The sequence below is a fragment of the Rhodococcus sp. 05-2255-1e genome, assembly GCF_002259025.1.
In the GTDB taxonomy this organism is placed as follows: Bacteria; Actinomycetota; Actinomycetes; order Mycobacteriales; family Mycobacteriaceae; genus Rhodococcoides; species Rhodococcoides fascians.
Genome location: NZ_NOZE01000017.1, coordinates 87,838 through 111,599 on the forward strand (window position 1 = coordinate 87,838; position 23,762 = coordinate 111,599).

Consider the following 23,762-nt stretch of genomic DNA (forward strand, 5'->3'; position numbering starts at 1 on the left):
GCGTCGAGAGCACCCGCCCCCGTACGTGCAGAACCGGTGGCTGGATTCGGCACCCGGCCAATCTACAGGCCCGCACGCGCGGAGTTCGTCGGTTGTCACGCCGTCATGTCGAAAGCGGCAATCACCTTGGTAGGTACCAAACGAACGATCAATTCGCCCGGAACTCCATTGCGTCTGCCGAACTCCTCCCCTCTGTCGCGGCCCATGTACCGCGCTCCGATCTCGGTGGCCGTACGCACCAGTTCTCGGGGATCCTCGTCGATCGAGGCAACGCCCTGCACCTGCACGAACCCGTACGGCGGCTCTTCGAGATCGACGGTCAACACGATCCGAGGGTCCCTGCGAATCGCTCGCCCCTTGGCGGTATCGGCTCCGGTGTTGAACACGATGGAATCGTCCTCGACGACGAACCAGATCGGGGCGACCAGGGGCCGTCCGTCCGAAGCGAGGTAGCCGACCTTTCCGGTGCGGGTACCTGCCGACAGAAACTCTCGCACGCGTGGATCGGTGAAAGACGTCATCGACGTCACGCTACTCGGCCGGACCGACAGGTTCACGTCACCGACGAACTCGGCCAGGACGTGCCGCCCGATCGACGATGCTAAGCCGGGCCGACGTGGGTGAGCAGACCCGCGCAGATCGTGGCCCGCACCTCCGTGTCGGCCAGATCGTGCGCCGAGCGATGCACCGGGTGCTCTTCGAGAACGACGATGTCCGCGACGTCCCCGACGCGGAGCGCAGCGCGGTCGCCGCTCGCCGCTCGCAGTGCCGCGCCGAGAGGAACCGATTCCTCGGCATGCCACGGCGGCCGGTCGTCGTCGGTTCGGAATACCGCCGCCGCAACGCCTGCCAGTGGCTCCGGTGGACTCACCGGAGCGTCGGAGCCGAAGAGCAGCGTGGCACCGCTTCGATGTAGCGACCCGTAGCCGTAGGCCACCGAGCGTCGACCTGCCCACAGATCCTCGGCGATGTCGCGATCGGCCATGGCGTGCTGCGGCTGCACCGACGCCGCAACGCCCAGCGCCGCGAAGCGTGCGATGTCTTCGGGGACGAGCTGCTGCGCGTGTTCGATACGACCTCCGCAACCGGCCCGCTCGAACGCATCGAGCGCAACACCGTTCGCCCGGTCACCGATCGCATGGACAGCAGAGGTGATTCCGCCGCGAGCTGCGCGAGAGACGAGCTCGAACAGTCCGTCGCGGGTCTCGAGCAACAGTCCGTAGGCGTTGTCACCGTCGACGCCCGGGTAGCGATCGTGACAGCAGGCCGTTCTGGTGTTCAGCGAGCCGTCGAGCATGACCTTCAGCGGTCCGCGCCTGATCATGTCCGAGACGGCCGAGACGTCGCCGGTGCGCTCCCCACGATCGAGCGCTTCGTCGAGCCACTGCGGCCACACCGTGGTGTCGACGCGCACTGCGGGAGATCCGGCCGACAGGCGTCGATCCCAGACCGTCCGGTTGTCCGCGAACTCGAAATCGACGACGCCGGTCACTCCGCGGACCGCCAGTGCCGCGGTGGCGTCGAGCACCGCTCGGTCCAACTCGGCCGGGTCCTCCAAGGCCTCCAGCGCCATGACGGCCTCGAGACCGTCGACGTCACGAAGCACTCCGGTGGGATGGTCGATACCGAGATCGCGCAGCAGCGCCGGACTCAGCCACAGCGTGTGCAGGTCCATGCTCGTCAACGCCACACGCACACCGGGCAGCGCGTTCTCGAGCAGGTCCTTGTGTGGTTCGTCGGGCCACTGCGCGTCCCGAAACCCGTTGGCGCGCACTACGGAATCGCCTGCTGTGCGCGCATAGGGAAACACCAGTGCCACGGCATCGGCCGCCGACGAGGCCGGCCCGACGTCGATACGCCGCCGCGCCGCTGCCCATTGCGTCAGATGAACATGACTGTCCACGAAACCCGGCAGGGCCACTCCCCCCGCCACGTCGACGACCTCGACGCCGCGGGTGCGATCGCTTCCGGCCGGGGTGATGGACCCGATGGTCGAGCCGACGAGTTCGATGTCGAAGAGCACGCCGGAATCATCCAGTGCGACATTGGCGATAATCACTCCTGGGACTCTAGAGCGTCGCCCCCGACGCAGGCGCGCATGCCATCCTCTAGCAATGAAGACAGAGCCTGTGGCGATGCAGACAGATCGGACCGACCCCGTCGGATATCACGCGACCGTCACGGTGCGGTGGTCGGACATGGACGCATTCGCGCACATCAATCACGCCCGGATGGTCACTCTGCTCGAAGAGGCGCGCATCGAATGGCTGCTCAGCGAGGGCGAGGCCAACGAAAGCCTGATCAAGAGTGCGTTGATCGCGAACGTCACCATCGCGTACAAGAAGCCGCTCCGGCACTCCGACGGTCCGCTCGACGTCACACTCTGGTTCGAGAAGGTACGTGCGGTCGATTTCACCATCGGCTACGAGGTACGGGCAGCGGGCGCGGCCCCGGATTCGCCGCCTGCGGTGGTGGCGACCACTCGCATGGCGATGGTCGACGTCGGGGCAGAGACTCTGCGCCGGATCGCACCCGAGGAGAAGGCCTACCTCGCGCGCTGGACTCGCTGATACTCCGCCGCACGATCTGCGAACCAGCGCACCGCCTCCGGATCGTCGACGGCACTGGTGTCGAGAGCAGTTGTCTCGGCAGCACCTTGGAACATTTTCTTGAGCGGCACTTCGAGCTTCTTACCGGTCCGCGTGTGCGGGATCGCGGGCGCTGCGACGATGTCGTCGGGAACGTGCCGCGGGGACGCCTGTGTCCTGATGACGGCAACGATGCGCTCGCGTAGCTCCGCGGTGAGCCCATCCGGGACCACCACGAACAGCGGCATCCAGTATCCCCCGTCGGGCTGTTCCATGCCGAGCACCAGGGCCTCGGTGACCTCGTCGAGAGATTCGACGGCCTGATAGATGTCTGCGCTTCCCATTCGAATCCCGTTGCGGTTCAGCGTCGCATCGGAACGACCGTGCACGACGACGCTGCCGCGTTCGGTCACGGTGATCCAGTCGCCGTGCCGCCAGATGCCCGGATAGGTATCGAAATACGCGTCCCGATAACGGGTTCCGTCGGGATCGTTCCAGAACCGCACCGGCATGGACGGCATCGGTTCGGTGACGACCAGTTCGCCCACTGCGCCGTGCACCGACCTGCCTGCCTCGTCGAAGGCGTCTAGCGCGACCCCCAGGAACGGAACCGACAACTCGCCCGCCCAGACCGGCACGGTCCGCACTCCCCCGGCGAACGCCGACACCACATCGGTACCACCGGAGATCGAAAACACCGGTACGTGGGCTCCGACGTTCTCCGACAGCCAGATCGACGACGTCGCGGGCATCGCAGACCCGGTGATCCCGATGGCGCGCAGGCTCGAGAGATCGTGATCGGCACCGGGGTGTGCGTCCGCCTTGATGCACGCGAGGACGTACCCGGGGCTGGTACCGAGGTACGTCACGCCCTGCGCGGCCGCAATGCCCCACAGCGCATCCGTTCTCGGGAACGCGGGATTTCCGTCGGCGCACACGATCGTGGCCCCGACGAGCAGGCCGGCCACCTGGAAATTCCACATCATCCAGCTCGGGCTCGTGTACCAGAAGAACACATCGTCGGGTCCTAGATCCGAGTGCAGTGCAACGGATTTGAGATGCTCGAGCAGCACGCCACCATGGCCGTGCACGATCCCCTTGGGCCGTCCCGTGGTTCCCGACGAGAACACGACCCACAACGGGTGATCGAACGGCACTGCGACCGGAGCGAGCTCGCGCGGTGTCGCGGTCGCGTCCGCCCAATTCAGCCTAACCCCCGCGGTTCCCACAGTCCCCGCGGTCCCCACAGCTCCCGCAGCGTCGCCGATCGTGACCACCGTGCGTACCGTCGGCAATCCCTCTGCGAGAGTGTTCATGTCCGCACCTTTGTCGCGGAAGGCCCCTCCGTAGACGTACCCGGACGCGGTGATCAACGCCGCGGGATCGAGCTGCCCCAATCTGTCGAGCGCTGCCGCCGCCGAGTAGTCCTGCCCACACGCAGCCCATACCGCGCCGAGACTTGCTGTCGCCAGGAAGGCGATGATCGCCTCGGGCACGTTCGGCAGGTACCCGACGACGCGGTCGCCTCGCCGGACGCCCGCGTCGGACAGGGTGCCCGCCAACGCACCGGCCTGGGCGATCATCTCGGACCACGTGACGGTCCGCGTCGAACCGTCCTCGGAGGCATGAACAATGGCGGCTCGATCTCCTCGAGCGTGCCGAACGACCTGATCGACGTAATTCAGCTCGGCACCCGGGAACCACTGCGCCCCCGGCATGCCGTGGCCCTCGAGCACCGACTCCGGTTCGGTGGTGGAGCGAATGTCGAAATAGTCCCACACCGCTGTCCAGAACGATTCGATGTCGTCGATCGACCACCGCCACAACGCTGCGTAGTCGGGCAGCGTCACCTGGTGGCGCGCCTCGACGAACCTCGAGAATTCGGTGACCCGAGCGTGCTCGACGTCGGTATCGGTGGGCGTCCACAGCGCACTGGTCATGGACGTCAGTATGTCAGCCCAACGGCTGGGTTCAGATCAATCCGAGCGAGCGTTCACGCATCTCGACCTTGCGCACCTTACCGGTGACGGTCATCGGGAACTCGTCGACGACGTGCACGTAGCGCGGAATCTTGTAATGCGCGAGGCGACCGTTGCAGAACTGCCGTACGGCGTCCGAATCCAGTGGTGCGGCTCCGTCTCTGAGCTGTATCCACGCCATCAACTCCTCGCCGTACTTCTCGTCGGGAACACCGATCACCTGAGCGTCGAGGATGTCGGGGTGGGTATAGAGAAATTCCTCGACCTCGCGGGGATAGATGTTCTCGCCGCCGCGAATCACCATGTCCTTGATGCGCCCGGTGATCGCGACGTAGCCGTCACCGTCCATGACCCCGATGTCGCCGGTGTGCATCCACCCGTCGCTGTCGATCGCCTCCGCGGTCTTGTCGGGCTGCTCCCAGTAACCGATCATCACCGAGTAGCCACGGGTGCACAGTTCACCCGCCTCGCCTCGCGGCAGTGTCTCACCGAGAACGGGGTCGACGATCTTCACTTCGAGGTGCGGTCCCACACGACCGACAGTGGACACTCGCTGCTCGATCGAGTCGTCGCTGCGAGTCTGCAGCGATACCGGCGACGTCTCGGTCATGCCGTAGCAGATGGACACCTCTGCCATTCCCATGCGTTCGATGACCTGCTTCATCACCTCTGTGGGACAGGGTGATCCGGCCATGATTCCGGTACGCAGGCTGCTCAGATCGAATTCGCCGATGTTCTCCAGTGCCAACTCGGCGATGAACATGGTCGGTACGCCGTAGAGCGAGGTGCACTTCTCGTCGGCCACGGCCGTCAACGTCGCCACCGGGTCGAACGCGGGACCGGGGATGACCATCGTTGCTCCGTGCGACGTGCACGCGAGATTGCCCATCACCATGCCGAAGCAATGGTAGAACGGCACCGGAATGCAGACCCTGTCGTTCTCGGTGTAGTGGCAGAGCTCGCCGACGAAGAAGCCGTTGTTCAGTATGTTGCGGTGACTGAGCGTCGCACCTTTCGGGAAACCCGTTGTACCCGAGGTGTATTGGATGTTGATCGCGTCGTCCGGGCGGAGTGTGCTCGACACGTCGGCGACCATCTGCGGAGTCTTCGCCAACGCTCGATGCCCTCGATCGGTCATCGCTTCCCACTGAATGCTTCCGATGAAGAGGACCTCGCGCAGAGTTGTCACTTCCGGTCGCACGTCGTCGATCATGGCCGTGTAGTCGGACCCTTTGAACTCGGTGGCCGACAACAGCACCGAGACACCCGCCTGTCTCAGCACGAACTGCAGCTCGTGCGAGCGGTACGCCGGATTGATGTTGACCAGAATTGCCCCGATCTCCGCCGTCGCATATTGCGCCAGCGTCCATTCGGGGCAGTTCGGTGCCCAGATCCCTACTCGATCGCCTACTTGTACTCCGGCCACGAGGAGCCCCGCCGCCAACAACTCGACGTCCGCCGCGAACTCCGAGTAGGTCCACCGCCTGCCCGATGCGACATCGACGAGGGCATCGCGTTCGGCGTGCCGCTCGACGGTGCGATGCAGGTTTCGGCCGATCGTGTCGTCGAGTATCGCTGTGTCCGAATCGCCGCGGGCGTAACTGTCCATGAGCCTCACGGTAGTGACGCCGGTCACGGCCGGCCACCCCCGAATGGGGGTCCTACTCCAGCGTGATGACGTCCGCAGCCTCGAGCACCTCGGCGCGCGACGTGTCCTTGAGCGCGACGCCGGACCGTCCGAGCTTCCTGGCCCCGGCCAGCAGACCTGCCACGATACGGGCCGACTGCGCGTACCCCTGCCCCTCGGGCGGGTGGATGTTGGAGATGCAGTTGCGATCGGCGTCGGTACGGCCGGGCTTGGGAAGGTGCGTCAAGTAGATACCGAGACTGTCCGCGACGGACAGGCCCGGCCGCTCCCCGATGAGAACCAGTACCGTCCGCACGCCCATCGCCGCCGCGATGTGATCACCGAGCGCCACTCGGGCCTCGGTCGCAACGACCGGTGCAGCAATCGAATACCGCTCGGCAAGTTCGGTTTTCAACGCTTCCACCATGGCGACACCGTGGTCCGCCAGGGCCCGGGGAGACAATCCGTCGCTCAGCACGATGCCTATCTCGTCCTCCGAATGTGCAATCGCCGACAGATCCTTCGGCTGACGACCCAGGTCCGGACGACGCAGGTACTCGGCCCGGCTCGTCGCCAACGACGTCACCACCGAGGGTGTACCGAGCCCCACCTGCTCCACCCGACGCACGAACTCGTCGACCTCGAGTGGCATGTGCACCGCATCCCGGGCCGCGGCGTGCGCCGAGCGAAACTCGAGCACCCGCGTCGTCGGCAACGAATCGCCGATGCGCCCCAGACCGATCCGAGCTTGGGTACTCGCCCGCAATTCACCCCAGAACTCTGCCTCGGGTCGTTCCGCAGGCTCCACTCCCAAATCCGGTCGTTCCGCAGGCTCCACTCCTGCCTCGGGTCGTTCCGCAGGCGAGCTCATCGCGCACTCATCAAGGCCCGCAGCGGCGATCCCGCGGCATCGACGTCGAGGACTCGACCGTCGGCGTCCGCCATCCCCAGCCGCGAGAGCCACGACTCGAATTCCGGTGCGGGCCGCAGACCGAGGACCTGTCGCACGTAGAGCACATCGTGGAAGCTCAGGGACTGGTAGCCGAGCATGACGTCATCGGCCCCCGGCACTGCGATGACGAACGCGACGCCGGCCGCACCGAGCAACGTCAGCAACGTGTCCATGTCGTCCTGATCGGCCTCGGCGTGATTGGTGTAGCAGACGTCCACTCCCATCGGCAGTCCGAGAAGCTTGCCGCAGAAGTGGTCTTCGAGGCCTGCCCTGATGATCTGCTTGCCGTCGTACAGGTACTCCGGCCCAATGAATCCGACGACGGTGTTGATCAGCAGCGGCTCGAGATCGCGGGCTACGGCGTACGCACGCGTCTCGAGGGTCTGCTGATCGACGGGCCGGTCGCCGGTACCGATGTGCGCGCCTGCCGACAGCGCCGAACCCTGACCCGTTTCGAGGTACATGACGTTGTTCCCGACGGTTCCGCGGTGCAACGATCTGCCGGCCTCGTTGGCCTCGCGCAGCAACGGAATGTTCACTCCGAAGCTCGAATTGGCACCCTCGGTGCCTGCGATGGACTGGAACACCAGATCGACCGGTACGCCTTTGTCGATCAGTTCCATCGTCGTCGTCACATGAGAGAGGACGCACGACTGTGTCGGGATCTCGAAACGCTGCCGAATCTCGTCGAGCAGATGCAGCAGATCGGCGGTGGCCTGAGGTGAGTCGGTCGCGGGATTGATTCCGATGACCGCGTCACCCGACCCGAGGAGCAGCCCGTCGAGTGTGGCCGCGGCGATGCCACGCGGGTCGTCGGTCGGGTGGTTGGGTTGCAGACGCGTGGTGAGAGTCCCGGGTAGGCCGATCGTCGTCCGGAACGCCGACGTCACCTGCGCGGCCCGAGAGACCGCGATCAAATCCTGGTTCCGCATGATCTTGCTGACCGCCGCGACCATCTCGGGTGTCAATCCGGCCGCGACCGATCGCAGTGTCGCGGCCGCATCGGGCCCCGCGGTCACCTGCAGCAGCCAATCCCTCAGCCCACCCACCGTCAGGTGTGACACGACTCCGAAGGCAATCCTGTCGTGTGAGTCGATGATGAGCCTGGTGACCTCGTCGGTTTCGTACGGGACGAGCAGATCGTGCAGGAAGACATCGAGGGAGACCTCGGACAACGCCCACTGCGCGGCAGCCCGTTCGGCATCGGATTCGGCCGCGCAACCGGCCAATTCGTCACCCGATCGCAGCGGTGTCGCTTTGGCCATCAGGTCGACCAGACCGTCGAACGTGTAGGTGGTCCCGGATACCTGCTGGGTGTAGATCGTCATTCCAGTTCGGCCTCGGCCTCGGCCAGTGCGGCGAACTCCTCGTCGGGCGAGTTGGCGACCAGGTGATGTCTGCTGTAGATGCCGAAGTAGGCCATGAACGCGACGAACACTGCCAGACACCACAGTGCCGCAGTGGAATCGACGACGAAGGTGGCGACGACGGCCAGTGCCGCGATGATCAACGCGAATCCGGTGGTCACAACGCCCCCGGGGGTTCGGTACGGCCGTTCCATGTTCGGCTCGTTGCGGCGAAGCACGATGTGGCTGACCATCATCAGAACGTAGCTCAGTGCCGCACCGAACACGGCCATGTTCAGCAACATTCCGCCCTGACCGGTCAGCGAGAGCAGGAATCCGATGACGCCGGGCACGATCAGCGCGAGCGTAGGGGCCTTACGAGAGTTGGTGATGGACAGCGTCTTCGGCAGATAGCCGGCACGGGACAGCGCGAAGAGCTGACGCGAGTACGCGTACATGATCGAGAAGAAGGACGCGACCAGTCCTGCCAGGCCGATGTAGTTGACGATCTTGCTCGCAGTCCCGTCACCGAGCGCCTCCACCAACGGGTTTCCCGATTCCTTGACGGCGTCGGCCCCGCCCGCTCCGGTCACCAGGAACAGCACGACGGCACCGGTGACGAGCAGTACGCCCATGGCGGCGATGATGCCGCGCGGGACGTTCTTGGTCGGATCCTTGGCCTCCTCGGCGGCCAGCGGCACGCCCTCGATGGCGAGGAAGAACCAGATGGCGAACGGCACAGCCGCCCAGATGCCGAGGTAGCCGAACGGCAGGAATCCCGAGGCACCGGCTGCGTCGGTCGGCGCGATGTCGGTCAGGTTGCTCGCATCGAATTGTCCGAGGGCAGCGATGGCGAACACGACGAGCCCGACCAGTGCGATGCCGGTGATGACGAACATGATCTTGAGGGCTTCGCCTGCGCCGGAGAGGTGGATTCCGATGAACACGGCATAGACCACCAGGTACACCCACCACCCGTCGGTGATCCCGAACAGTCCGAGCGATTCCACGTACGCGCCGATGAACGTGGCGATGGCGGCGGGAGCGATGGCGTACTCGATGAGAATCGCTGTGCCGGTGGCGAATCCGCCCCACGGCCCGAGAGCACGACGGGCGAAGGTGTAGCCGCCGCCCGCAGCGGGCAGTGCCGAGGACATCTCGGCCATTCCGAGGACCATGGCCAGATACATGCCCGCGATGATGATCGCGGCGATGAGCAGACCGCCGAAGCCGCCCTCGGCGAGACCGAGGTTCCAGCCCGAGTAGTCACCGGAGATGACGTAGCTGACACCGAGGCCCGCGAGAAGTACCCACCCGGCGGTCCCCTTCTTCAAGGTTCTCTTGGCCAGGTAGTCACCGCCCTCGACGTGCGACTGTGTGCCCTCGTAGGAGCCGGATTTCGGGTGAGGCGACTGTGGATCTTTCACGGACATTGCAAGCCTCTCGTACCAGGTCCCTCGCGAGGGGACGCCCATTCGGGTGTGTGGGGCGCGCGAACCGGTTCACGATAGGTCCGTGATGTAAGCGGGGTGTCATCGGTGAATGACGGGCGAATTACGGCTGCTGTGCAACCGCATTCACGTCACCGATATCTCCCTCGTCCGGTTCTGCGACTGTCAGTACTGCGTCCACCACAGCTCTGTTGGTTTCCAGCTCACGCTCCAGCCGCCGGAGCGTGTGCGCGATGCGTGACTCTGCGAAGTCACCGACGAGATCGACACTCGCCACCACGTAGATCTGTTTGGGACCGACGAACTCGATGCGAACGAACCGGACCGACGCCACCTCGGGGAGTAGCTCGATTCGCTGCACTACCGCGTTCCATAATGCTCTCGATCCTGGCTCCCCGGTGAGGAATCGGCGGTTTCGATCGATCAGCACGAACGCCACGATCCCGAGTAGAACGCCCACCAGAATCGAGCCGATGGCGTCGAACGCCGCCGAACCGGTGAGCTGGTGCAAACCGATTCCCGCACCGGCGATCACGATGCCGATCAGAGCCGCGCTGTCCTCCGCGAACACTGCCCGCAGCGTCGGATCCGAGGTCTCCAACGCGTAATCGAGAAAGTCCTTGTCGTATTGCGCTGCCTCGCCGCGTATTTGCCGTACCGACTGCAGGAAGGACACGCCCTCGAGCAGAAAGGCGATGGCGAGCACGACGTAGGCGACGAGGTAGTTCTCACTGCTCGACTCGCCGGCAAGCAACGAGGTGATGCCGTGCCATACCGATACCGCCGCACCGGCGACGAACAAGCCGATGGCCGCGAGCGTCGACCAGAAGTACGTCTCCCGGCCGTACCCGAGCGGACGCCGATCGTCGGGGCCGCGCGCCCCGCGGCGATTGGCGACGAGCAGGAAGATCTCGTTACCGGTATCGGCCCAGGAGTGAGCGGCCTCGGCGACCATCGACGCAGACCCGGTGAACACCGCCGCGAACGTCTTGGCAATGGCTACACCGAGGTTGGCAACGAACGCGATCACCACGGTGCGCAGGCTGTCGCCGCCGTCGGCCGCGTCGGACTTCGATGAGCTCTTCATCGTTCGCACTGTATGCGCTGCGCGCAGTGGTGCGGTTATGTGCCGCCTGGGGCACACGGGAGTGGAGCCCGCGGAACGACCCGGAAGCGGAGCCGCGCCACTGCGGCGCAGCCGCACTCAGCCCTGGAGCATTCCCGGCACGGGACAGGCGTCGACGGCCTCGGCGACCACGAGTGGGTCGTCGGGTACCGGCGGTCGTCGGCCCTCTTCCCAGTCGACGCCGACGAGCGGTGGGTGCTCGGCGAGTAGTTCGTTCTCTTCCGCGGTGTAGGCGCGCCCACGGCTCAGGAAGCGAACGCCTTCTGGCGATTCGAGCGAGAATCCGCCGCCGCGGCCCGGCACCACGTCGAGTACGAGTTGGGTGTGTTTCCACGCTTGGAACTGCGAACCCGAGATCCACACCGGCACGCCGTCGACACCCTCGGGGAGGTCCTGGGCTATCTCGCCCACTCCGAGCCTGAGGTCGATGTACCCGAGCAGAACGTCGCGATCGCCGACGATGAATTCGCCTGCGGGATAACACATCGGCGACGAGCCGTCACAGCATCCGCCGGACTGATGCATCATCAGTTCGCCGTGGATACCGCCGAGGCGACGGAGAAGATCCATCGCCTCGGCGGTTGTCTTCAGCCGCGCGGGCGGCCGAGCGTTCTCCATCAGAAGAAGCCCTGCGCCTTCTGGGCGTAGCTCACGAGCAGGTTCTTGGTCTGCTGGTAGTGATCGAGCATCATCTTGTGGTTTTCGCGACCGATACCCGACTGCTTGTAGCCGCCGAACGCGGCGTGCGCGGGGTACTGGTGGTAGGTGTTGGTCCACACTCGGCCGGCCTTGATGTCGCGGCCCGCCCGGTAGGCAACGCCGCCGTCGCGGGACCAGACGCCTGCGCCCAGTCCGTAGAGGGTGTCGTTGGCGATGTCGATGGCGTCGTCGTAGTCCTTGAACGACGTCACCGACACGACCGGTCCGAAGATCTCTTCCTGGAAGATGCGCATGTCGTTCTTGCCCGTGAAGATCGTCGGCTGCACGTAGTAACCACCGTTGAGGTCGCCGCCGAGCTGTGCGCGTTCGCCGCCGGTGACGACCTGTGCGCCCTCGCCCTTGCCGATCTCGATGTACGAGAGGATCTTCTCGAGCTGATCGTTGGACGCCTGGGCACCGATCATGGTCTCGGTGTCGAGCGGATCACCCTGCCGCACAGCCTTCGTGCGGATCGCGGCCAGTGCGAGGAACTCGTCGAAGATGTCAGCCTGGATCAACGAACGCGACGGGCAGGTGCACACCTCGCCCTGGTTCAGGGCGAACATCGTGAAGCCTTCGAGGGCCTTGTCCTGGTAGTCGTCGTTGGCCTGGAGCACGTCGGAGAAAAAGACGTTGGGGCTCTTACCACCGAGTTCGAGCGTGACCGGGATCAGGTTCTGCGACGCGTACTGCATGATCAGGCGGCCGGTGGTGGTCTCGCCGGTGAAGGCGATCTTGGCGATGCGCGGGCTCGACGCCAGCGGCTTTCCTGCCTCCACACCGAATCCGTTGACGATGTTGATCACGCCCGGGGGCAGGAGGTCGCCGATGATCGAGATCAGGTGCAGGATCGACGCGGGGGTCTGCTCGGCGGGCTTGAGCACCACGGCGTTACCGGCAGCGAGCGCGGGCGCGAGCTTCCAGACGGCCATGAGAATGGGGAAGTTCCACGGAATGATCTGTCCGACGACGCCCAGCGGCTCGTGGAAGTGGTAAGCGACTGTGTCGCTGTCGATCTCGGACAGTGAGCCTTCCTGCGCACGGATGCAGCCGGCGAAGTACCGGAAGTGATCCACCGCGAGGGGGATGTCGGCGTTGAGGGTCTCGCGGATCGGCTTGCCGTTGTCCCAGGACTCGGCCAGAGCGATCGACTCGAGGTTCTCGGCGATGCGGTCGGCGATCTTGTTGAGGATCACGGCGCGTTCGGCCGCGGACGTCTTGCCCCAGGCGGGAGCGGCGGCGTGCGCGGCATCGAGGGCGAGTTCGATGTCCTCGGACGTGGAACGGGCGACCTCGCAGAAGTTCTCACCGGTGACCGGAGTCGGGTTCTCGAAGTACTGGCCCTTGACCGGTGGCACCCATTCGCCGCCGATCCAGTTGTCGTAGCGCGACTGGAACGACATGACGGAATCGGCGGTACCTGGACGGGCATAGACGGACATTGAAAATCCTCCTGATCGACACGTGCTGCACTGCTGATGCGGTGTGTGATTCAGGACACTAGGGGGTGCAACGTTGCAACTACGTTGCCGTCACTCCGACGGCACCGCCGCGACGGGTGCGTCAGACTCCGAGATCGCGGTCGAGCAGGTCGATACGTGCGCTGACCTGGCCGTAGAGTGCGGAATCGCGGCTCAGCGTGGCGCGATAGGCCTCCCATGCGATCACGTCGGATCGACCGTGAATGGAGGAGGTCCACTGGGCGAGCAACACCGGATCCCCCAGCCGCAACAGTGCAGCCTGCATACGAGACCGCAATTCTTCGCGAATCTCCTCGATGCCGGGTGCGGACGAGCCGGGCAACACCGGTCCGGTGTAGATCCGCAGAGCCGCCTCGACGTCGCCGCGGTCCAGGGCACGTCGGATGTCGCCGACATCGGAGGACAACTCGCCGACCAATCGGTACGGCCGGGACGCGAGGCCTGCGGTGCCGAAAGACTTACGCAGCCGCGACATCTCTGCACGGATGGTCACCGAGTCGAGTTCCTGCTCGTCGAGCAGGACGGCGAGATGGTCCGAACTGAGCCCCTCCGGATGATCGCCGAGCAACAGGAGGATCTCGGCGTGCCGCTGCGAGAGAGGTGTTCGGCCCGAGCCGCGCACCACTCCGGGCCGGCCGGATCCGAGAACTTCGAGACGAGGAGCCGTGTCGCCCAACGATTTCGGCGAGTTCAACAGGTGCAGGCGTAACTCGGACTCGGCGGCTGCGACGGTAGCCCGCACCAGCGAGAGCACCTCGGGTACGGCCACCCGCGGCCCGCCGGTGATGTCGATGGCTCCCAGGATGTGGCCGCTGGTGGGGTGATGGACCGGCGCTGCCGAGCAACTCCATTCGTGGACCGATCGCGAGAAGTGCTCGGACGCGAAGATCTGCACGCTGTGATCGACGGCGAGTGCCGTTCCCGGAGCGTTGGTCCCCTTGCTCTCCTCGCTCCAATCGACGCCCTCGGCGAAATCCATCGTCAGCGCACGGTCCTTGGCCGAGGAATCGCCCTCGACCCACAGCAGGCGGCCCTCCGCGTCGGAGATCGCAACGAGCAGACCGGTGTCGGAGGCGTCCTCGACGAGCAGTTTGCGGATCACCGGGCGGATGAGTGCCATCGGATGCCCGTTGCGATAGCGGTCGAGGTCCGGTCCGCTCAGGGCCGGTGCCTGACTACCGCCGTCCGGGTCGACACCCTTGGTTCGACTTCGCATCCACGAGTCGAGTACGACGGACCGCACCGCCGAGCCGTGAGTACGAATGTCGTCGACGAAAGATTGATGGGCACTGGACATTTGGCGCGCCAGCACAGTGACATCCTCACCGGGACGCACTGCGACCCAGGGGTTGCCGCCACTGTCCGATCGGCTTGCCATTCGACGCTTCCTCCGTGACCTGTCCACATCGTTGTAACCCAGCTCACAGGCAAGGATACAGCCGCTGTCGACGGGTGCGACCGGGGCCGGTCCCGTCGACGACGACCGGCTACTTCTTCTTGACGGCGGAGGTGATGATGTCGTTGCTGGTGTCGCCACTCGACTTCGCTCGCTTGTCGGCGCGCTTGTCCTTGAGCGATTTGCCGGATTTCTTGGTCATCGTGTTGCGGGGCGATTTGTCCGACATGGCAGAAACCCATCTGTTGGGGAACCTGAACGGTCCCCAGACCACGAACGCTACGCCTCATGCGCCGCGATCGTGCTGATCGATCAGCACCGCGGCCCGTTCGGCGAACATGACGGCCGTTGCGTGGGGCCCTCTGCTGGGCACTACCGGGAACGCCGAGGTGTCGACGACGTACACGCCGTCGATCCCACGCACCCGACAATGGTCGTCCAGAACCGACCCCGGATCAGATTCTGGCCCCATTCGAGCGCTTCCGGACAGGTGCAGCGACGTACCGAGTGGCGCGAGCGGATCGGCGATGGCGGGAACGTCCACGACCGACGCCATGGCCGGGGATCGGAGCAGGTCGACGGCGAGTTCGACCCCGTCTCGCATCGCCCGACGGTCCTGTTCCGATTCGAGGTAGTGGTAGTTCACCGCGGGAGGAGTGAACGCGTCCGCCGTGCGCAACACGATGCGTCCTCGCGCGGTCGACCGCATCAGACCGACGCCGAACGAGTGCGGCCCCACGTCCAGTCCGGGTATCAATTCGTCGAACCGCCTCGTGTACGGCCGGATTTCCGCGTCGCCCGCGTGCAGCACCGCCTCGAGCGGAGACGACAACCGATCATCGGGGCAATGTTCGGGGGAATGTTTCGGAACGAGGGGAACGGCGACCTCGGGGTGGTCGGAGAATCCGCGACCCACACCCGGACTGTCGACCAACATCGAGATACCCAGCGGGACAAGGTTTTCGGGATCACCGATGCCCGATCGCATCAGCAGCGCGGGCGTGTGCACGGACCCCGCCGACACGATCACGGTATCGGCTCGAACGATTCTGCGCACTCCGCCGACGACTGTCTCCACTCCGATCACCTTGCTGCCGTTGAACTTCAACGACACGACCGTCGTATCACCCTGGATACGAAGGTTGGTCCGGTCGGCATTCGGCAGGAGGTAGGCCCTGGCCGCGCTCACCCGTGTCCCGCCCAGAACGTTCGAGGGAACAGCACCGACACCGCCCGCCCCCGCATCGGGAGCATTCAGGTCCTTGCGGTAGTCGATCCCGGCGTCCGTCGCCGAGTCCACGAACGCGGCGGTCACCCGATGCCAGGCCCGCGCGGGCGGTCGGGTGATCGGCATCGGCCCCTCCGTTCCGTGCCAGCGACGCGCGATGCCGGTACCGCCGGCGGCATCGAGGTCGTGATCGCTCTCGGAACGACGAAAGAACGGCAGCACCTGATCGAACGACCAGTTCGATTGTGGCCACGCATCGAAGTCGGCGGGGATCGCCCGGACGAAGTAGCCACCGTTGACGGCACCCGATCCGCCGAGCACTCGGCCCCGGGTCACCGTGCGCGTGACGTCGCGGGTGAGTTCGGCGTTGTAGCGGCTCACCCACCGGCTGTCCGGACCGATGGGGAGCGTCGTCGAGTCGCCCAGGCTGCGCGGAATGTCGTCGACCCCCGCAGATGCCGGCCCGGCTTCGAGCAGCAAAACTGAGCGGTCGGGATTCTCGCTCAGTCGCGCCGCGACGACACAGCCGCACGACCCGCCTCCGACGACGATGACGTCGGCGTCGAGTGGACTTCCCTCGGCGTCGGCCCGGCCTTCCCGGCGCACGGGTCAGCCGTCCAGGCGGGGCTTCAACGCCTCGATGGAACGAGCCGACAGCGCGCCGCTCCACAGCCCGGTTCCGTACGCGATGTCGTCGGCGCGTTTGAAGAAGATGTATCGAACCGGATCGAGCCCGCCCAGTTCACGATGCTTGTACCAATCCGAACACGCTTCTGCCACAGCCATACCGAGCGCGATCTTCCGGATACGGCTCGACAACAACACCGCGAGCAACGTGATCGGCCAATAATGTCGACACAGCGCCGAGGCAAGTTGCCACAACCCGGCCACGAAGCCCTCGGCAGCGAGAACGGCCGCGATGCGGGTGGGCTGATCGAGACCGACGAACATCTTGCGCAGCCGAACGACCGTGACCCCGAAACTGGCCAGAGCGCCGAGCAATCCGATACGCGTCAGGCTGGCCGCGAGCAGACACGTCACCAACGTCCACGGCGACATCGCGATCGGTGGCACCATGCCCGGATGACGCGCGGACAACGGCGTGGCACCGGTGCCGTAGAACAGTTTGCGGGCGAACCATTCGACGAAAGCGACGCGGTGCTCGTGCGCCACGTGGGCCACGGGCTCGTAGCGCAGTCGCCAGCCCGCCTCCTGCAGACGCCAGCACAGATCGACGTCCTCGGCCACGTGCATCGACTCGTCGAACCCGTGGCATTCCACCGCAGCAGACCGGCGAAGCAACATGGCGGCACTGGGTACGTACGACACCGCGCTTCCTGCGCGCACCGCCGCTTCCTTGCGTCCGAGGTCGAGCGAGGAGCGGGCGTGCTCGTAGCGGGCCAGTGCGCTGCCCTCGGGCTCCAGCGCGACGATTCGGGGTGCCACCAGGCCCACCGCCGGATCCGAGAAGTGCCCGAGCATCACCTCGAGCCAGCCCTTGCGCGGCACCACGTCCGAGTCCAGAAAAGCAACGAAATCCGTTGTAGCGCAACGCAGTCCAGTATTACGTGCGGCCGCCGGCCCGCGTGAGGTCTCGTGCCGCAGCACCGTCACGCTACCCACGCTCCACGACACGGCAGGAACTGCCACAGGGACGTCGGATCCGTCGTCGACGATGATCACATGCATGCCGTGCATCGCCGTGATCAGCCGCGCGAGCCCGGCCTCGTTGTTCTTGAGCGGCACCACGACGGTGACATCACTGGGCGACGGGATGGACATGGGCCGCGGGTTGCCCACCCCCGAGTCGAGCAGTTTGCGCGCCACGAGGGCGGACTGCGAGTCGGTCACCTCGATGAAACCGTCACCGATCATTGCCGCGGCCGTCGGTGCCAACGTGAGCATCCGCATCGGTGAACCACCGATCAGAACGCGTCCCTCGGAGAATGTGCGTACGCGTGGATCCACTCGCACCCCGAAGCCGTCAGGCAACCGACCTTCACCCATCAGGGCATCGTAAGCGGACAAACGGTCGGTGTGTCGGCCACCCGGTAAATCGGTCGGAACATACCTGCTCCCCGTTTCTGTTCGAGGCCTCGAACAGGCTTTCCGCCGGTTCTGCACCGCGATCGCTCACACGATGACGCCGTGCGGGGACGGACTCCATCTCTGCACCGCACCCAGCACGCGTTCCCGCAGTTGCTCGAAAATGAGCCGTCCCTCCTCGGCGGTGGCCCCGAGGGGATCGCCGAGCACACCGTTGGCCGTGACGGGCGCCAGGCCGCCGGCGCGCAGCTCGGGCAGTAGAGCCGCGATCTCGGTGGTGTTTCCCGGTGCCGCTTTCGTCATGTCGACCACGTCGGCCGAAAGATGCAGCAGCAGCGATGTTTCGGTGCGTCCGGCATGCGCATCCGCTCCCGGCACCGAGCACGGGAACCATACGACGTCGCGCCCCTCGTAGCGCAACAGCGTCACCGCCGAGCGCAGGGTGGGACCGTTGCCGCCGTGGCCGTTGACGAAGACGACCCTCTCTGCCCACCGACACGCGGAGCGCCCGTATTCCACCAACAGCGCCTCGAGCGCGGCGGACCCGATGGACACGGTGCCGCCGAAGCCCTCGTGCTCGCCGCTGGAGCCGTACGCCACCGCGGGTGCCACGAGAGCGTTCGGAACTGTTCGCGCGACGGCGTCGGCGATGCGGGTATCGGTATCGAGAGGTAGGTGCGGCCCGTGTTGCTCGAGCGAGCCGACCGGAACCACGAGAAGCTTCGGTCCGACGATGTCCGGCCAGTACTGGGTACCGAGCGTGTCAGTGGCCATGAGTGCAGATGCTATCGGACGGAACCGAGCCGTCACGCGGACGAAACACACGGCCGATAATCTTCGATTCGTGCCACCCCGCCGTCGGTCGATATTGCTCTCGCAATTGTCCATATCGGCACCGGGTGGCCCGCAGCCGACAATTCTGGACGAGCTCCGACGCGTCATCCTTGCCGGTGACGCTCCTCCGAATACACCCATTCCGATAGACGAGGTCGCGGAATTGTTCGGCGTGAGCCGCATTCCGGTACGCGAATCCCTGAAGACTCTGATCGGCGAGGGATTGGTCGACCATCGACCCAATCTCGGCTACCGAGTGGCGCAGCTGACAGCGGCTGAACTGCGCGAAATGTACATCGTGCGTGAGGTTCTCGAAACTGCCGCACTCCCGATCGCGGTAGAACAGGCCACCGATGCCGATCGCGCGCACCTGATCGAGATCAACCGGCAGCTCGAGGCCTCGTTGACCGAGGACGACTCACGCGAGTACCACCGCCTCTCTCGCGAATTCCACCTGTCGTTGACCCGGCCGTCGCGGATGCACCGACTCCTGCACATGCTCGAATCCGCCTGGAACATCACCGAACCCGTGCAACCGATGGTGCATGTCGCCGGATCCGATCGGGCGTCACTGCACGACGACCACGCCGACATGATCGCCGCCTTCCTCGATCGCGACTCCGACGCACTGTTGCGCGCTGCCCAGCACCATCACACGCGTCTCAATTCGGTCATTTCGACATTGTCGAACGATCACGGATTGTTTGCCGATCCACCCACGGAAACGCCGGGCTGAAGATATATCGCTCACGTCACGAGGGCGCAATACTTCGCCGCTAGCTTTTCCCCATTCACTCGTTCCATTCAATGCCCGGCCGTCAGGAGCATCGATGACAGATACAGCGCACGGTCCCGCCCAAACGGGAGATCTCGTGGAAGCCGCGGGCCACCCCGTCGGTGGAGGCCTGATCAAGGACAGCTACGACCCACGGCTGACCAACGAAGACCTCGCTCCGCTGAAGAAGCAGACCTGGACGTCCTACAACCTGTTCGCTTTCTGGATGTCCGACGTGCACTCGGTGGGTGGCTACGTCACGGCCGGCAGCCTCTTCGCACTCGGGTTGGCGAGCTGGCAGGTGCTGATCGCGCTGCTCGTCGGCATCACCATCGTGTACTTCTTCTGCAACCTCGTCGCCAAGCCGAGCCAGGTTTCCGGGGTGCCCTACCCGGTCATCTGTCGCAGCGTGTTCGGCGTCCTCGGTGCCAACATCCCCGCCATCATTCGCGGTCTGATCGCCGTGGCCTGGTACGGCATCCAGACGTTCCTGGCATCGGCAGCCCTCGACATCGTGTTGATCAAGCTGTTCCCGTCACTGGCCCCGTACGCCGTCACCGCCGACTACGGCTTCGCCGGTCTGTCCCTGCTCGGTTGGGCCAGCTTCCTGTTCCTCTGGGTCGTTCAAGCAGCGGTCTTCTGGCGCGGCATGGAATCGATCCGCAAGTTCATCGACTTCTGCGGGCCCGCCGTCTACGTCGTGATGTTCATGCTGTGTGGCTACCTGATCTGGAAAGCAGGCTGGGGCGCAATCGATCTCAACCTCGGCGAGGTCGAGCACACGGGCCTGAGCTCGATTCCGGTGATGCTCGGGGCCATCGCTCTCGTGGTCTCCTACTTCTCCGGCCCCATGCTCAACTTCGGCGACTTCTCCCGCTACGGCAAGTCCTACGCCGCAGTGAAGAAGGGCAACTTCCTCGGCCTCCCGGTCAACTTCCTGGTCTTCTCGATCCTGGTGGTCGTCACGGCGTCGTTGACGCTCCCCGTGTTCGGTGAGCTGATCACCGACCCGGTCGAGACCGTCGCTCGAATCGACAGCACGTTCGCCATCGTTCTCGGTGCCCTGACGTTCACGATCGCCACTATCGGCATCAACATCGTCGCGAACTTCATTTCCCCCGCGTTCGACTTCTCCAACGTCAGCCCGCAGCGCATCAGCTGGCGCGCAGGCGGAATGATCGCCGCCATCGGTTCGGTGCTGATCACCCCGTGGAACCTGTACAACAATCCCGACGTCATCCACCTGACCCTCGAAACTCTCGGCGCATTCATCGGACCACTGTTCGGCATTCTGATCGCCGACTACTACCTCGTCCGCAAGCAGAAGGTCGTCGTCGACGAGCTGTTCTCGATGTCGACGACGGGTCTGTACTGGTACTCCAAGGGATACAACCCGGCTGCGGTGTACTCCACCATCGTCGGCGCTCTGGTGGCCATGTTCACCGTGCTGTTCAACGGAGCCATCGACGGCATGCAGATCGCCGGAATGTCCACGGCGTCCAAGTACAGCTGGTTCATCGGATGCGGCATCGGATTCGCGATGTACTTCTACCTCGCGACGCGGACAAAGCTGGCCGTCACCAACTTCGACACTCCAGTGAAAGCATAGGATCTCGCACGTGCTCATCAAGGTCATCAATCCGAACACCACGAGTTCGATGACCGCAACGATCGGAGACTGTGCCCGGGCCGTAGTCGGCCCGGGCACGGTCGTCGATGCGGTCAGCCCATCCATGGGGCCGGTGTCGATCGAAAGCCACGTCGACGAAGCCCTCAGTGTCCCAGGCATTCTCGCCGAGATCGCCCGCGGCGAGGCCGCCGGGGTCGACGGCTACGTCATCGCCTGTTTCGGCGACCCCGGCATCGACGCGGCCCGCGAGCTCGCATCGGGGCCCGTCATCGGGATCGCGGAAGCGGCCATGCATGCCGCGAGTTTTCTCGGCCGCGGTTTCAGCGTCGTCACCACGCTCGCACGCACGATCGGACGGGCACAGGATTTGGCCGACCATTACGGCTTCGGACGGCAGTGCCTCGGCATCCATGCGTGCGACCTGCCCGTCCTCGATCTCGAAACCGACCCCGACGCTCGCAAGATCGTCACCGAGGCCTGCCGCATCGCGGTAGAGACGGACGGTAGTGATGCCGTGGTCCTCGGCTGCGCGGGTATGGCCGATCTCTGCCGACACATCTCGTCCGAAATCGGAGTGCCCGTCGTCGACGGGGTTGCAGCGGGAACCTTGTTCGTGCAATCCCTCGTCACCCTGGGACTCGGGACCGGTAAGCGTGGAGAGTTCGCGACTCCTCCGCCCAAGCTGTACACCGGCATGCTCGAGGGATTCAGCAGGGCCTGAGCGTCAGCTGCGCTGGGTTGTCGATCGAATCAGCTCCTTGGTTCCGTATCCCGGACTCCGATCGGCGTCGGATATTCCAAACCAGGGAGCTGATTCGCTCGGGTGAAGGCGGGTGGTGCAACGACGTCGGTCGGTTCGAGGGTGTGTACCGACGAGTGTCCAAGACCGAGGACCGCCGAATCCAAGCCACCGCGCAGAATGTCGAGCACGTTCTCTACTCCGGCCTGACCGTTCGCCGCCAGACCCCACAGATACGCCCGCCCGATCAACACCGCCCGCGCGCCGAGGGCGAGTGCTTTCGCGACGTCGCTGCCCCGCCGGATCCCGCCGTCGAGGGTGACCTCGACCTGATCGCCCACCGCCTCGGCAATCGCAGGCAACATCCGAATCGACGCCGGCGAACCGTCGAGATTGTTACCACCATGATTAGAGACAGAAATAGCGGTGCACCCGGCATCGACGGCCCGGCGCGCGTCATCGACCCGACCGATGCCCTTGAGCATGAACGGCCCGTCCCACTGCGCGCGTAGCCACGCGATGTCCTCCCATGACGGCAGCGGGGTGGACATCCACTCCCGATACGCCGCGAAGAACGTCGGCGCCGATTTCCCGGGCGCAGCAAGATTGGGTGCCGTCAGATCCGGGAACGTCCCTGACCGCGCCCACCGGGCGAGCCACCGCGGACGGGCCAACACTTCCGGTGCCAGCCGCAGCATCGCCCGCGCGTCGAGGCGTTCGGGTATCACCGGACTCCCCCAATCGCGGCCCTCGGAGAACGACCAGTCCATCGTCACGATCAGCCCGACGGCACCCGCAGCGCGCGCCCGATCGAGCATGTGCGCCAACAACTCCCGCGAACCCACCCAATGCACCTGAAAGAACGTCTGCGGATTCGCCGCGACGACCTCCTCGATCGGTTTGCTCGCGAACAACGACAACCCCATCGCAATGCCCCGTGCCGCCGCAGCCCTCGCCACCGCCACCTCCCCGTCGGGGTGCACGGCCTGCACACCCGTCGGGGAGATCATCACCGGAAACGACAACGGCTGCCCCATCAGCGTCGTCGACAACTCACGCGAATCCGACAGGTCGGCCACGTGTGGGGCGAACCCGAGCTCGGCGAAGGCAGCGGTGTTGTCGCCCGCCGTCAGACCACGTTCGGACCCCGCCATCAGCGCCGAATACACCGATGCCGGAAGTCGCTTACGCGCTTGCCGCTGCGCTTCGGCGACAGTCTCGAACCAGTCGGTCACACACCCAGCTTCCGATCGAATCCGGCGGGCATCACCACATCCGACGGTGACAGATCGTGCACCGAGGTGTGCCCGAGCCCCAACACCGCGGAATCGACTCCGCCGCGCAGGATGTCGAGCACGTTCTCCACTCCCGCTTGACCGTTCGCCGACAGACCCCACAGGTACGCCCGACCGATCAACACCGCCCGCGCACCCAACGCCAACGCCTTGACCACATCACTACCCCGGCGGATGCCGCCGTCGAGGGTGATCTCGACCTGATCACCGACCGCCTCCGCGATCGCCGGCAACGCCCGAATCGGAGCCGGCGTCCCATCGAGATTGTTACCACCATGATTGGACACCGAAATCGCCGTAACACCGGCATCGACAGCCCGCTTCGCATCATCGACCCGCATCACACCCTTGAGCATGAACGGCCCACCCCACTGCTCACGCAACCACGCCACGTCCTCCCACGTCGGCAACGGAGTCCCCATCCACTCCCCATAAGCACCGAAGAACGTCGGAGCCGGACCACCCGTCGGTGGGGTCAGGTTCGGGGTCGTCAGATCCGGGATCTTCCCGGTCTTCGCGAACTCCCACAACCACTTCGGACGCATGACGCCCTCGGGAGCGAACTGGACC

The 23,762-nt window shown here is 65.2% G+C and carries 21 protein-coding genes; 4 read left to right on the forward strand and 17 right to left on the reverse strand.

Going from position 1 to position 23,762, the window contains the following annotated elements:
* Window positions 1-95: 95 nt before the first annotated feature.
* Together CH262_RS14250 and CH262_RS14255 are read right to left on the reverse strand one after the other, a co-directional pair.
* On the reverse strand, window positions 96-521 hold the full coding sequence (locus CH262_RS14250) for a PPOX class F420-dependent oxidoreductase (RefSeq protein ID WP_027496298.1): 426 nt from the start codon (window positions 519-521) through the stop codon (window positions 96-98).
* Between the two features lie 80 nt (window positions 522-601).
* Entirely contained in the window at window positions 602-2,059 is a 1,458-nt protein-coding gene (locus CH262_RS14255; RefSeq protein WP_094717855.1) for an amidohydrolase, read from the reverse strand.
* A 76-nt stretch (window positions 2,060-2,135) separates the two neighbouring features.
* Between CH262_RS14255 and CH262_RS14260 the strand changes: the two genes are divergently transcribed.
* Entirely contained in the window at window positions 2,136-2,570 is a 435-nt protein-coding gene (locus tag CH262_RS14260; protein ID WP_027496292.1) for an acyl-CoA thioesterase, read from the forward strand.
* On the opposite strand, the gene CH262_RS14265 is transcribed toward CH262_RS14260, so the two are convergent.
* From CH262_RS14265 to mftE, 13 genes are all read right to left on the reverse strand, one after another.
* Window positions 2,546-4,528 (reverse strand): acetoacetate--CoA ligase, encoded by a 1,983-nt coding sequence (locus CH262_RS14265; protein ID WP_094717856.1) that lies wholly within the window; start codon window positions 4,526-4,528, stop codon window positions 2,546-2,548. The genes CH262_RS14260 and CH262_RS14265 overlap by 25 nt on opposite strands.
* A 31-nt stretch (window positions 4,529-4,559) precedes the next feature.
* Window positions 4,560-6,176 carry an AMP-binding protein gene (locus tag CH262_RS14270; RefSeq protein ID WP_179275008.1) on the reverse strand — a complete coding sequence of 539 codons (1,617 nt, stop codon included), beginning with the start codon at window positions 6,174-6,176 and terminating at the stop codon, window positions 4,560-4,562.
* A gap of 52 nt (window positions 6,177-6,228) precedes the next feature.
* Window positions 6,229-7,002, reverse strand: coding sequence for an ethanolamine ammonia-lyase subunit EutC (gene eutC / locus CH262_RS14275; protein WP_032365646.1), 774 nt, complete (start codon window positions 7,000-7,002; stop codon window positions 6,229-6,231).
* A gap of 59 nt (window positions 7,003-7,061) precedes the next feature.
* Window positions 7,062-8,474, reverse strand: coding sequence for an ethanolamine ammonia-lyase subunit EutB (locus CH262_RS14280; RefSeq protein WP_094717858.1), 1,413 nt, complete (start codon window positions 8,472-8,474; stop codon window positions 7,062-7,064).
* The gene (gene eat, locus CH262_RS14285) at window positions 8,471-9,925 is read right to left on the reverse strand and encodes an ethanolamine permease (RefSeq protein ID WP_094717859.1); all 1,455 of its coding nucleotides are present in this window, start codon (window positions 9,923-9,925) and stop codon (window positions 8,471-8,473) included. The genes CH262_RS14280 and eat overlap by 4 nt, the downstream gene beginning before the upstream one ends.
* 121 nt (window positions 9,926-10,046) lie before the next feature.
* The gene (locus tag CH262_RS14290) at window positions 10,047-11,030 is read right to left on the reverse strand and encodes a cation diffusion facilitator family transporter (protein ID WP_094715824.1); all 984 of its coding nucleotides are present in this window, start codon (window positions 11,028-11,030) and stop codon (window positions 10,047-10,049) included.
* Window positions 11,031-11,147: 117 nt separating this feature from the next.
* Window positions 11,148-11,687, reverse strand: a complete 540-nt coding sequence (locus CH262_RS14295) for a DUF779 domain-containing protein (protein WP_179275009.1) — start codon at window positions 11,685-11,687, stop codon at window positions 11,148-11,150.
* Window positions 11,687-13,210: an acetaldehyde dehydrogenase ExaC gene (gene exaC / locus CH262_RS14300; RefSeq protein WP_027496284.1), complete on the reverse strand. Its 1,524-nt coding sequence runs from the start codon at window positions 13,208-13,210 to the stop codon at window positions 11,687-11,689. Before exaC ends, CH262_RS14295 begins: the two co-directional genes overlap by 1 nt.
* Window positions 13,211-13,331: 121 nt before the next feature.
* On the reverse strand, window positions 13,332-14,627 hold the full coding sequence (locus CH262_RS14305) for a transcriptional regulator (protein ID WP_027496283.1): 1,296 nt from the start codon (window positions 14,625-14,627) through the stop codon (window positions 13,332-13,334).
* A gap of 109 nt (window positions 14,628-14,736) precedes the next feature.
* A complete protein-coding gene (locus CH262_RS27655) occupies window positions 14,737-14,874 on the reverse strand; it encodes a hypothetical protein (protein ID WP_167326762.1) in 138 nt (45 codons plus the stop codon).
* Window positions 14,875-14,931: 57 nt separating this feature from the next.
* Complete coding sequence (mftG, locus tag CH262_RS14315; RefSeq protein WP_094717860.1) at window positions 14,932-16,479, reverse strand: mycofactocin dehydrogenase MftG; 1,548 nt, start codon at window positions 16,477-16,479, stop codon at window positions 14,932-14,934.
* 3 nt (window positions 16,480-16,482) lie between these two features.
* Entirely contained in the window at window positions 16,483-17,880 is a 1,398-nt protein-coding gene (gene mftF, locus CH262_RS14320) for a mycofactocin biosynthesis glycosyltransferase MftF (RefSeq protein WP_027496281.1), read from the reverse strand.
* A gap of 126 nt (window positions 17,881-18,006) precedes the next feature.
* Window positions 18,007-18,693: a mycofactocin biosynthesis peptidyl-dipeptidase MftE gene (gene mftE / locus CH262_RS14325; protein ID WP_048319836.1), complete on the reverse strand. Its 687-nt coding sequence runs from the start codon at window positions 18,691-18,693 to the stop codon at window positions 18,007-18,009.
* Between the two features lie 70 nt (window positions 18,694-18,763).
* Between mftE and CH262_RS14330 the strand changes: the two genes are divergently transcribed.
* The 3 genes from CH262_RS14330 to CH262_RS14340 all read left to right on the forward strand — a co-directional run bounded on the left by CH262_RS14330 (window position 18,764) and on the right by CH262_RS14340 (window position 21,879).
* Complete coding sequence (locus CH262_RS14330) at window positions 18,764-19,489, forward strand: GntR family transcriptional regulator (RefSeq protein WP_032371147.1); 726 nt, start codon at window positions 18,764-18,766, stop codon at window positions 19,487-19,489.
* 94 nt (window positions 19,490-19,583) lie between these two features.
* Window positions 19,584-21,137 (forward strand): NCS1 family nucleobase:cation symporter-1, encoded by a 1,554-nt coding sequence (locus tag CH262_RS14335; RefSeq protein ID WP_094717861.1) that lies wholly within the window; start codon window positions 19,584-19,586, stop codon window positions 21,135-21,137.
* Window positions 21,138-21,147: 10 nt separating this feature from the next.
* Window positions 21,148-21,879, forward strand: a complete 732-nt coding sequence (locus CH262_RS14340; protein ID WP_094717862.1) for an aspartate/glutamate racemase family protein — start codon at window positions 21,148-21,150, stop codon at window positions 21,877-21,879.
* A gap of 29 nt (window positions 21,880-21,908) precedes the next feature.
* Here the strand turns inward: CH262_RS14340 and mftD are convergent, their stop codons facing one another.
* Both mftD and CH262_RS14350 read right to left on the reverse strand, forming a co-directional pair.
* On the reverse strand, window positions 21,909-23,132 hold the full coding sequence (gene mftD, locus CH262_RS14345) for a pre-mycofactocin synthase MftD (protein ID WP_094717863.1): 1,224 nt from the start codon (window positions 23,130-23,132) through the stop codon (window positions 21,909-21,911).
* Window positions 23,129-23,762 (reverse strand): alpha-hydroxy-acid oxidizing protein (locus CH262_RS14350; protein WP_179275010.1); only part of this gene is annotated, 634 nt, incomplete at its 5' end. The genes mftD and CH262_RS14350, both read right to left, overlap by 4 nt.